We start from the raw sequence: 12,219 nt of genomic DNA, 5'->3' as shown, positions 1-12,219 counted from the left end.
AATAGATTTACATAGACACGTTAAGACCAAAGTTAATTACCCGCTGCTGGGGATAATTTCCAAAGCTATCGGATGTTTCAGGGTCAAATATTTTTAGTTTGTCCCAGGTATATAGATTGAGTCCGTTGGCGAAAACCCTAACATTGGTTAAACGCACTTTTTTCAATAAATTCTTCGAGAATGAATAGCCTACCTCAACGTTCTTAAGCCTCAGATAGTCCGAAGAACGCAGCCAGAAGGTAGATCGGCGATTATTGTTAACATTATTCGATGAAGAGAGTCTTGGATAACTGGCATTTGGATTTTGGTTTTCCAAAGACCACCTCTTTTCTTTGTAGTCGGCAAGCACAGAACTGTTGGAAGAAAACGCCCAGGCAGAAGTTCCCTCTAGCCAACGTGTTCCTCCATATGCGCCTTGTAAGAGAATATTGAGGTCAAACTGAGCGATGTTGATGGAAGCTGTCAAGCCCACATATGATTTAGGTCGTGCAATCTGACCCAGGTACCCTTCATCTTGGGTATTGATAACGCCATCGCTATTTCTATCCAAATATTTTATATCGCCAGGGCGTACCGCGCCAAATTGTTGAACAGGGCTGCTATTGATCTCCTCCTGATCTTTAAAAAGACCAAGTGCTGTAAGTCCCTGAACTTCGAAAATCTGGGTGCCCTTCAAGCCACGATAAGGAAGTGAATAGTCTGGTTCTGCAGCATATTCCACCCTATTGGTCGCATAGGCATATGAACCCCTGAGTAAAAATGAATTTTTACCGAATGTCTTTCTCCAGGTAAGCTCAGTTTCGATACCTTTATTGGTTACAATACCTGCATTTATGGCCGGTAGATTCTGGATTCCGGTCACATCGGGAATGACCTGAGCAACAGTCAGTATCTGGGTTCTTCTTTCATCGAAGACATCGGTGGTAAATACAATGCTTTGGTTGAGCATCTCGATGTCCAAACCGATGTTAGATTTTCTGGCTCGTTCCCATGTCAAAAATGCGTTGCCCGAGGAGCTTTCCTGCGCACTTTTAAACTCGTCCCCGTCGGCTTCTCTTCCAAAACGATAACCACTTCCCCCGCCTGTGGACCAAGTGCTCAAATAGGCGAACCGGCCAACACTGTTATCTACACCAACAGTTCCAATAGAGCCTCTAATCTTAAGCAGGCTAATGAATTTTGAGTTTTTTAAGAAAGACTCGTTAGATGCTACCCATGCTGCCGAGAAGGCCGGAAAGAAGCCCATTCTCCGGCCGCTTTGAAAGTTTTCTGAACCATTATAGCCTGCATCGAAACCAATAACATATCGGCGGTCAAAGCTATAATTTACTCTCCCGACCACTCCAAGTTGCTTGAAGGGTAACGATTCCACCGGATCAGTAGCAGTAATAAAATTCTGTATTTGGCTGTACCTGACCATACCGGTGAGCATATGCTTATTTGCAAAAGTCCTGTCATAGTTTAGATAGGCCTCATAAGTAGACTTTCGCCTCATGTTGGATGAAAGGGCAAAAGTTAACAGACCGTCTCCGGTGCTCATTTCTTCGTAAAGCCCTTTGCTTAGATCGGGTTGATTCTCATCAATGGTAAACCGGTAAGTGGAATAATTGCGTTGGCGGGTGATGTCCCTGAAGCTGAGTGCATCAAAAGCAAACCTTGTTCTGAAGCTGAGGCCTTCTGTTACAAAGGGCATATCCAGCTTAAAGCCACCAATTGCAGAGAGACTATTTTCGAACTGTCTTCTGTAGCCGTATTGCGTCAGCCGTCCGTAAGGACTCGGAGGCATGCTTCTTTGCGCCGGGATGGATCCATCGGGATTGACCAGCGGATACAGGTATGATGGGGTATTTCTGAGCTGTGCCCAGAATGCATTGGTATCCTCATTTGGATAGTTTCTTTCCCTGACCACATCTGCCAGGTTGATTTCCATACTTAGGTGTTTGGTGATGTTTACATCAATATTGCTTCTGAAATTATACTTATTCATATAAGCATTTATGTTATAATCGTTCAGATCATCATATTTATAAAGTCCATCCTGCCCTAAATAAGAAAGGGACACAAAGTATCTGGCCGTTGCTGAACCACCACTGACGTTGAGGTTAGTCTGGTTCATAACCGAACTTGGTTTCAGCAATTCTTCATGCCAATCTACATTTGGATAAAGGTATTGATAGGTTGGATTGGTCCGGTTCCTGAATTTGGCTAGGTACTCATCAGTATAAAGGTTAGCATTAAGGTTATCATTGTTTAGCGCCTCTCTAAATAGCGTTAGGGCATCAAATGAATCAAGATATTCTGGCAAACGCACAGGGGATTGAATGGCGAGCTGTGTGGTAAGAGATACAACTGGTTTACCGGCCTTACCACGTTTGGTGGTAATCAACACCACCCCATTGGCACCCTTCATACCAAAAACTGCTGTGGCAGCAGCATCTTTAAGGATACTAACATTTTCCACTTCATTAGCATCTATTTTGTCTATCGTGTTTTCAATACCGTCGACAAGTATCAGCGGGCTTTTACCTTGGTAGGTTGCAAAACCGCGGATGTTGAGTTCAGAACCGTCATTTCCAGGGGCACCACTGTTTTGGACTGTACCCAGTCCGGGAAGTCTACCTGCAAGGCTATTGGTCAACGAGGCCGTTGGCGTTCTGAGCAGGTCAGCTGTACCCACTGAAACCAAAGAGCCGGTGACATTTGCTTTTTTCTGGGTACCATAAGCTACAACTACGACCTCACTTAGGTCTTCTTTTATATCTTTCAATATCACGTTAACATTGGTCCGGGAACCGATTAAAACTTCCTGCGACTGAAAGCCGACAAAGCTAAAAACCAGGGTTTTGGCGTCATCAGGCACGCTGAGCAGATATTTACCATTTACATCAGTCACAGCACCAACGTTGGATCTGCCTTTGACTATAACTGATACACCCGGCAAGGGAGACCCTGCTGAGTCAATGACCATGCCCTGAATTACTTTGTTGAAAACCATGTGGGTGGTAAAACTCTTTTCAGTATCGACCGAGATTCCCGGTAGCATGGATATTGGTTTAGGTGGACTTTCTGCGTGGCTCCAATTGCCCATTACCTTCAATGAGGCGGCGCTCAGTACCATGAGCAGGAGCATTACATATTTAAACGAAAAAAAAGGAACATGGATTTTTCCAGGTTTTGGTAAGGGTGATAGCATAACTAATTTGATTTGGTTAGAATGAGCCACTTTTAATCTTATGGCATATTTGAATATCAGCTCGGGCTGATGCGGGTTTAAGGGCCTGACCTAAAACCTAATAATTCGGTCTAAAATTTCATGTCTGTATTCCGGGTTTATGTTAATAGTTTATTTATTATAGTGAGAATTATCTCAGATAAATTTTTGTAGTTCGTACCAAGCAAATTGTTTCCGGCACCCTACATCCTTGTAATTCAAACAATTAAAGACTTGTTATTGAAAACAATCCGTTGATGAACGGTAAAAAATATTTGTAAGCTAAATAATATTGAAAATCATTTGTTGTTCTCTTTTGCTATAAATTGACGGTCTACTGCGCATGGTAATATTGAACTGTTTAAATGATTAGTGTACTGCACTCTAATTTCACTTTTAGCTTTTTCTAATCATCCGGTTCAGCTGCAAAAAATACTAGCCGTTGTATATTCAGAGTTCATTAGAACTAATATTTTTTTTTTTTGCAAGTTTATTTGGTGAAAGTCTCTAATGCAGCATTTGAAAGTGGTAAGCTATTCATACACTGATACATCATACATAAATTTGGTTAGTGATTTAGCTAAAAGACGTTCGCTATTTCAAATATCAGAAATGTAATGATTCCCAATAACCCTTAATCTCTCAATATTTACTCATTTTGATTCTTTGTTTCCAAAGAACTTACCAATTGCGTCTGCACAGACTTTTAAAATAAGAAGATAATTTCAGGATGACCAATAATTTGGTCAATGCCGCCTTGCGCTATATTAAGAAGCTAATAGCCTTTTGGTATGATTGAGTAGAGGAATTTAAATAGTGCGTTGAGTTCTGATTTGTAGCTGATTTTTGTTTAAGGGGGTAATAGAGCGAGATTTCCATGATATTTTGGATTTATTCATGTTATCCCGAATTAAAACCAGACTGATTGCACGGGCGATCCCCAGCTTCACCGATATGAATCGTGCCTTGACCGGTTACGCAAGAGTGCCATATATTTATATGATCTTCAACCGTTCTTCCTCTAAATCTATCTGATAGAGTTGTTGACGGATAATCTCTTCATCGAAATCGGGATCCTTATTTAGTTCAGTAAGGTATATCCGTTGGCGTTCGAGTATTTCTGCAAAAATTATCTTCGATTCAGCATTCACCAGTCTGTCATCTACGGCTTGCATGCGATCTTTCCATTGCTTTAGCATTTTTTCTAAAAAGGACCGATGATCCACATCATGTTCATATTTATCTTTAATGAAGTCATAAATATATTGATTCAAACCCTGTTTCATCTTCTTTCTTGCTGCATCCTGCTGACCTTCCTCAAGAAGCTCATCAAACAGATGAGTTCTTTTTATGATAAATGGCAAGGTTAATCCTTGAACTACGAGCGTGAATAATATGGCTATAAAAGTGATGAACAATATTAAATCCCTATGTTTAAATACTGCTCCATTATCCAAGGTCACGGGAATAGAAAGCGCTGCTGCCAGGGAAACTACTCCACGCATCCCTGTCCAACCTAAGAGTGCAGGCATAAGCCATCTTCTCCTTGGCGAGGAGGCATGCGGAGCTACACCGGGTCTAAAAATCATAGTTGCCAATAAAGCAACATAACTGCTCAGCATTCTTGCTGCGATTAGAATAAAAGTAACCAAAATACCATAAACGATAGCGGTGTGCAAGGCAATTCCCTTTGATTGTATACCGTCAATGATTTGGGGAAGTTCGAGGCCAATTATCATGAATACTATGCCGTTAAGAATGAACACAAAACTTTCCCAAACGCTGTTGCCCTTAATTCGACTTGCGCTGTTTAAAAATGCGAGCCGTTGTGACGACATGTATAAACCAGCAGCAACCACCCCCATCACACCTGAGGCATGCAGTTGCTCAGTTATCCAGTAAATTATATAAGTTCAATTTAGGTGAGTCTTTTTCAATTTGAATCGCTGTATTCTAATGAATTGACTTCTAAAATTATCTTCCATTGCATTTTAAAAAGTCCCTCTGGTGAACAGCCCAGAGGAACACAAATTCTCCTTCAACTACGCTCATTAATTTGACTTACAACAACTTATGCGCTATCTTTACTTAAAGATGCTAGTCATTAGAAGAAAAAGTTTTTTTAAGCGAATAGGCCTGCTTTCGGCGATATCAATTGCCGCGTTGAAAGGTTGGTCTAATGTTTTCCATTTTGATACTACTACAAGAGGATTTCTGGTAAGATCTGGGCAGGATCGCTTCAACAAGCCGATCACACTTCTGGAGGGAGACACCTTTTTTACGAAGGTTTCCTCAAGAGATACCAATGGATCGCTGTACATCTTTGAGTCCACGCGAGTGAAAAAAGGAGGTCCATCCCGTCATTTTCATTATGACCAAGATGAAATATAGTTTGTGAATGATGGCACTTTTTTATTCAAGATCGGCGAAGCAATCCTCACGGCCACTTCAGGAGATACAATTTTCGGCCCAAAAGGGGTACCGCACTCTTTTTCTAAGACCAGTGAGGGAATCGCCAAATTGACTATCACCTTTCAGCCTGCTGGCAGAATGGAGGAATTCTTTATCGCTGTATCTCAGGGTAAATTGAAAAACACCACCGATAGCGAGCAACAAGCGTTCAGAAAGGCACATGGATTTGAGTCAGTGAGCGCCGGTGTAGGTATCCAAAAAAAGTTTTAATACGCATGTCGTTGGTTGAGAAAAAACCTGAAGGTTACTCTGTAAGTGTGTCGTCAATACGTTTGTCATAATCCGACCAATGGAATTATTTCGGGAAAAGACGAGCCATTGGATAAAGCAAAAATTAATAGTTAATGGTTAGTAATTTCCAGATTTCTAGGACCTATGTAAATTAATTCTATAGAATACTTTCGTGAATTACCATTGATTAGCCCAAAAAACGCTTATCTGCCTCAAAATTCAAAATTTAATGGTGACAAAGCAATTAAATTGTCCAAAATCGTTATAAATTAATTCCAAAAGGAAATGGATTAAATGTTTTTAAACGAATCAATTTTGTAGTCAACAAGCCTAATAATCCATATATCCGGAAATGCTTTAGCGCTGCAAGAATTAATATCAAGTTATGGTTAGCTGGGAAAATGCTCGCCATTTCATAAGGTTGTTCAAAATATGTTCAGCAAAAAGGTAGCACGGATTTTAAGTAAAGGGTATATGCATCCCGGCCAGTAACATGCCTCGGTTTTAAGCCAACTTTCAAAAGTAAGAGAGAACAGAAAACCTTAATTCGTCTACTTTCAAATCAGCCTTCTGTAAGAATATGCCGAATAAACTCCTCCATAGTCCTTGAATCAGCTCACTAATAGGCCTCCTGCAACAAAAAGAGATAAATTTCAACCAACCTGGGATGGAAATTATTCTGTCGCTTCATCTTGTTAACACCCCTATTTTATTCAAATTTTCATTATTTTGACTCAAATTTTGAGCAAATAACTTGTTTAAATGATCCAAATCTCCATTAGAGTTGTTGTAAATCCGAAGTTGCTGTGGAAATTGGCGAAGAGGATTTATTTAGGCGTGCCGGTGAGATAAATAAGTTCGCGCTTATTGATATATTTGATATTCTCGGTAGCTAACCAATTATCCCTGTTCCTATGGTAGACACGAGCTTAAGGAAAAGGTATCCGTTAGCGTTTATCCGGTAAGGAAATCAATTTTCCAAATTAACTAACCAGATATGAGCGAGCTCGCAACCTTTTCAGATGAAGTCTTGCTGGGTCAGTTGTCTGACCCCGAACGGGCAGCTCATGCTTTCGATGAACTTTATAATAGGCATTGGTCCAGACTTTATTTAATTGCTTATAACAGGCTTCGATCCAGGGAAATTTGCGAGGAAATCGTTCAGGATTTTTTCACCAACCTATGGATGAAAAGATTTGAAATAAAGATTAATGGCTCTTTTGTTTTTTACATGAATAAAGCGGTCCAGTATAACATCATTAATCATTGGCAGAAGGAAAATGTGCGCCAACGATATTTAGAGGCAAATATCACAAAAATAGGTACTGATGAGAGCACGTTGGAGACAATAGAATTAAATGAACTTAAAACGCTTCTGAATAGCGAAGTATCTCTACTGCCTGAACGTTGCAGACAGGTTTACAAAATGAGCCGTGATGAATATAAGTCTAACAAAGAAATCGCAACCCAGCTAGGCATTTCTGAAAAAACGGTGGAAAACCAAATCACCAAAGCGCTTAAAAAGCTAAGAACAATGATTCAGCATACCATTCTATTTTTTATTTAAATAACCCAAATTATTTTCTGGATTTGCGTAGGGGTTCAGCTCAGGCTAGCTGACTATACAGTAATTACCCTAACCAGATAAATGACTTAATGAACAACCACCATAGCTCGCAACTTATAGATAAATATCTTGAAGGCAAATGTACCGAGGAGGAATTGCAGGATGTCATTAAATGGTATAACAGTTTTCCTGATAAAAAAATACCTGAAGAACTCCTGAATGACAAATCCAGACTACTGCTAAAAAACAGGATGCGATCTAAAATAAGAGTCGTTCATGCTGCTAAAAAATCAGCATCAATTAATGTAGAAGCGATTTTGAAAGCATCTATCACTATGGCAGCTGCTATAATTATTGCATTACTTATCATCTTGCCAAATGGAAACCAGCAAAAGCATAAGGATGGTATTGCCCTGCTAAAAGATTCTAAGCTTCATTCCTTGCAAAACACCACCCTAACACTGATGAAAAAGGTTTTCTCTGATGGGAGCGAAATCTGGCTCAGTCCAGGTACAAAAATTGAATTCCCTAAAGTATTTACCGCTAAACAAAGAGATGTTAATCTTTACGGAGAAGCTTTTTTTCAGGTTACACCAGATAAAAACCGTCCTTTTATCATCCATAGTGGGGAAATTGAGACACGGGTCTGGGGTACAAGTTTTCGCATTAGAAACTATCCAGGGCTTCCTGCACAAGTCAATGTAATTGCCGGCCGGGTTTCAGTCAAGCTGGCAAAACAAAAGGATAATGGAATCATGCTTATTGCAGACGAATCTGCTGTACTCGGACTTAAATCATCCGGCCTGCAAAAATCGAAGAAAAAAACTGACAACGCTATGGAAATCTGGCACAAAGTATCTTTATCATTTTCAGACAGCCCAGTAACGGATGTGATTTCACAATTGAATAATCATTTTGACTGCGACATTATTATCTCAGACAAGGTTATTGAATCTTACGCATTGACTGCAGACTTTAATGAGCAGAACCTGGCAGATATTTTAGACATGCTGCGAAAATCGTTGAACATCGATTACGTTATGGACGGCACCAAAATTAAATTAATTTCCAAATAACCAAATAAATAAATTATGAAAATCAAAAATCGAAACAGCACCTAAGTGTTAGAAATCCAATAAAAAAAATAACAATCAGGAGTGATTGAGGCACCCCCGATTGTCTGTCCCACCTAATGCCCTTGGAGGGTAGATGGGATTATTATGTCTTTTATATTAACAAAAAAACATACGAATTTATGCAATTAAGCTTACAAAACGACAATACTTGGCGTAAAATTATGAAGATTAGTATCGGTCAACTCGCGTTCATTTTGCTTTTAGCAGCGGTCTCCTATGCGAGACCGTCACGCGGTCAGGAATTACTTGAAAAGTCTATTAACATTAACATAGAAAACAAAACACTTGGGGAGGTGCTGAAACAAATTGAGATGGCAGCGGGGGTAAAATTTGTCTATAGCCGCAATTTTATTAAAAGCGGAACATTGATGAATTTCCAAAGCCGGAACGAAAAGCTAAAATTCCTTTTACCTCGATTATTCAATCCAAACAAGATAGTTTTTGAGGTGGTTAGCGAGCAGTTAGTTTTAAGGAATTTAACTGAGCAGCCTAATGCTGAGCAGCCATCTAGCAATGAGCAGACGACAACTGTTAGTGGAAAAGTAACCGATGAGAAAGGCACACCCATTCCCGGGGTTAGCGTACGGATAAAAAACTCAAACACCGGCACCTCAACAGATGTGAATGGAAATTACCGCATTACCCTATCCCAGCAGAAAGATATTCTGGTGTTCAGCTACGTAGGCTACCTTCCACAGGAAAGAGTGGCTTCCACAGGCTCATTAGACATTAAACTTATTGAAGAAACGGGTAACTTAAATGAAGTTGTCGTGGTGGGTTATGGCAGCCAAAAGCGGGCCACTGTTACTGCCGCGATTTCCTCGGTACCGATGCAGGAGCTCAGGGATATGCCTGTGAGCAATGTTGCATCCGCCATCCAAGGGAAAATCGCAGGTGTAATTGTTCAGCAAACCGGGGGAGCTCCCGGCAGTACCCCTGCAATTAAAGTGAGGGGGTTGGGTTCGATAAGTGCTAATAATGCTCCACTCATCGTACTTGATGGAAATATTGTTGACAGCTACGTATTTAGCTTATTAAGTACTGAGGAAATAGAACGTATTGATGTACTTAAGGATGCTTCTTCGGCGGCAATATATGGTTCCAAAGGCGCTAACGGCGTTTTACTGGTCACCACAAAAAAAGGAAAGTCAGGCAAAACGGTAATCAACGCAGACGTTTATGCTGGCGTTCAGCAGGTAGGGAAAAAACTGGATTTACTAAATAGCCAGCAGTTTGCAGAATTTGTTAAAGATGCATCAAATACCGCATATCTGGATAATGTTCCCGGCGCAAACATAAATGATCCAAATTCAGCAAGACCAACTTCAAACCTTCGCTACAGATATCCACGAGGAGATTTGTTCGACTGGTTCAATTTTGATGATCCTGCAAGGGTTGCCGCCTTGCCTTATAATGATTATCAAGACCTTATTTTCAGAGATGCAGCAATGGCAAATTACCAGCTTACCGCATCAGGTGGAAATGATAAAGTAAGTTTTGTTGCAACCGGAAATTATTTAAAGCAGGATGGAATTATCAACGGTTCTTCTTTGGATAGATATTCTGTGCGTGCCAATATAGATGTGAATGCTACAGAGCGGTTAAAACTGGGCATAAGCATCAATCCCTCATACAAGGTACTCGATGAGGTGCGTGCCAATGGACATTGGGCCGATAATGGCATCATTAACAGTGCCCTTACAGCCGCACCCTTAGCGCCAATTTACGATGCAGATGGGAACTATTCTTCACAAACTGCCCTCGCCGCCCCTTATAACTGGCCTGGCGTAACAAATCCTGTGGCCAACATTACGGAATACCACAGTAAACTTATAACCACTAATTTACTTGCAAATGCGTATGCATCATATGCCTTTTTACCTGAATTAAAGTACCGCATTTCAGGCAATGCAAACATTAACAGCAACCGCAGGAATTCATTCCGTACCTCAAAAATTCCGTTGAACCAGTTACTCCCCCCAAATGTGGCCACGGGTTCGGCATTTTCTGACCAAAACCTTTCGCTGCTTTTTAACCAGACACTTACTTACGACAAATCATTTACCGGAGGCCATGACTTAAATATACTTGGCGGAATGGAGGCAACAAGATTTGCCATTGACAACAGCGAGTCAACGGGGAGCTCTTATGCAAATGATTTAATTGAAACCTTAAATGGAAGTGTAAACGGAACCACAACCACAGCAACTTCCTCAAGGGCCATAAACACCTCTGTCTCCTATTTCACCAGGGTTGGCTATACTTTTAAAAACCGCTACCTATTAAATGTTTCCATCCGTTATGATGGATCTTCAATTTTTGCCCCGGAAAAACGTTGGGGAGCATTTCCGGCTGGGTCAGTTGGCTGGCGCATTTCCGAGGAATCTTACATGAAAAAAATACCTATGGTTTCAGAAGCTAAAATTCGTGCAAGTTATGGACTGTCAGGAAATAACTCATTCCCTAATAATAACTTCTACCCTTACCTGGCTACGCTGCGTTCGGAAAACTATTCGTTCAATAATGTGCTCTCTAATGGCCTTGCTCCGGCATCGCTTGCAAATTCACTACTTGGCTGGGAAAAAAGCAGACAGTTTGACCTTGGTCTGGATTTAGGGTTGTTTAACGACAGGATTTTTCTGGTTGCAGATTATTATTCGCGAATTACTACAGACTTACTCCTAAATGTCAATGTTCCTAGTCTTACCGGATTTAATACCGCCTGGAAGAATACGGGAAGGATGCAGAATAAAGGATTTGAGTTTGGATTGAATACAAAAAATTTAGTAGGGAATTTTAAATGGAATACCTCGATGAACATTTCAACCAATAAAAATAAGGTCCTTGCACTTGGACCAACCGGAGACAATATTCTAAGCGGCACCGGCGTTGGTGAAACAAACATCACTATGATTGGTGAGCCGATCGGAAGCTTTTACGGTTACAGGCAAATCGGAATCTTTCGTGACCTGAATGATGTGAACAGTTACCCTCACGATGCCACCTCCAGACCTGGAGATGCGAAATTCGAAGATGTTAATGGAGACGGGCGCATTACAGCGCAAGACAGAACAATAATCGGAAATAACCAGCCGGATTTTATCTACAGCATCACCAATAGCATTAGCTTTAAAAACTTCGATTTCAGTATCGCTTTCCAGGGCACTCAAGGTGGAGAAATTCTCAACCTAAGCCGCCGTTTTTTTGAGAATTTAGAGGGTGGGGGTAATCAGTACACCACCGTTCTTAACAGATGGAGATCCCCTTCTGAGCCCGGAGATGGTGTTACTCCGAGAGCCAATGCCAGAACTTCGGGTAATAACAATGCGGTTTCATCCCGATGGGTTGAAGATGGTTCTTATCTTCGCATCCAGAACATCAGTCTTGGCTACCGGTTTCCAAAAAGATTATTGGATAAAATAAAAATACCCAATGCAAGAATTTATGCATCTGGTCAAAACCTGGTTACCTGGTCAGATTATATGAATTATAATCCTGAGGTAAGCAATTATGAATCGGCGCTTACCGGCGGCGTTGATTATGGCGGTTATCCGCTTTCGAGAACTTTCATCATCGGACTGAACATTGGCTTTTAATTGGAT

General features: G+C 40.7%; 6 protein-coding genes. 4 read left to right on the top strand and 2 right to left on the bottom strand.

What is annotated here, in order from left to right:
* Positions 1-7 precede the first annotated feature (7 nt).
* Both ACO05K_RS04775 and ACO05K_RS04770 read right to left on the bottom strand, forming a co-directional pair.
* Entirely contained in the window at positions 8-3,193 is a 3,186-nt protein-coding gene (locus tag ACO05K_RS04775) for a SusC/RagA family TonB-linked outer membrane protein (protein WP_421943315.1), read from the bottom strand.
* A 1,013-nt stretch (positions 3,194-4,206) separates the two neighbouring features.
* Positions 4,207-5,115, bottom strand: a complete 909-nt coding sequence (locus ACO05K_RS04770) for a cation:proton antiporter (RefSeq protein ID WP_421946279.1) — start codon at positions 5,113-5,115, stop codon at positions 4,207-4,209.
* Between the two features lie 490 nt (positions 5,116-5,605).
* Here ACO05K_RS04770 and ACO05K_RS04765 point away from each other — a divergent pair, with 490 nt between their 5' ends.
* The 4 genes from ACO05K_RS04765 (at position 5,606) to ACO05K_RS04750 (ending at position 12,213) form a co-directional block, all read left to right on the top strand.
* Entirely contained in the window at positions 5,606-5,893 is a 288-nt protein-coding gene (locus tag ACO05K_RS04765; protein WP_421943314.1) for a cupin domain-containing protein, read from the top strand.
* A gap of 1,018 nt (positions 5,894-6,911) precedes the next feature.
* On the top strand, positions 6,912-7,481 hold the full coding sequence (locus ACO05K_RS04760; protein WP_421943313.1) for an RNA polymerase sigma-70 factor: 570 nt from the start codon (positions 6,912-6,914) through the stop codon (positions 7,479-7,481).
* 89 nt (positions 7,482-7,570) lie between these two features.
* Positions 7,571-8,557 carry a FecR family protein gene (locus tag ACO05K_RS04755; protein WP_421943312.1) on the top strand — a complete coding sequence of 329 codons (987 nt, stop codon included), beginning with the start codon at positions 7,571-7,573 and terminating at the stop codon, positions 8,555-8,557.
* A 221-nt stretch (positions 8,558-8,778) separates the two neighbouring features.
* Positions 8,779-12,213 carry a SusC/RagA family TonB-linked outer membrane protein gene (locus ACO05K_RS04750; protein ID WP_421943311.1) on the top strand — a complete coding sequence of 1,145 codons (3,435 nt, stop codon included), beginning with the start codon at positions 8,779-8,781 and terminating at the stop codon, positions 12,211-12,213.
* Positions 12,214-12,219: the final 6 nt, after the last annotated feature.

Origin of the sequence: Pedobacter sp. (assembly GCF_965227205.1) — a bacterium.
Lineage (GTDB): Bacteria > Bacteroidota > Bacteroidia > Sphingobacteriales > Sphingobacteriaceae > Pedobacter.
This window is presented reverse-complemented; position numbering and strand designations above follow the sequence as displayed.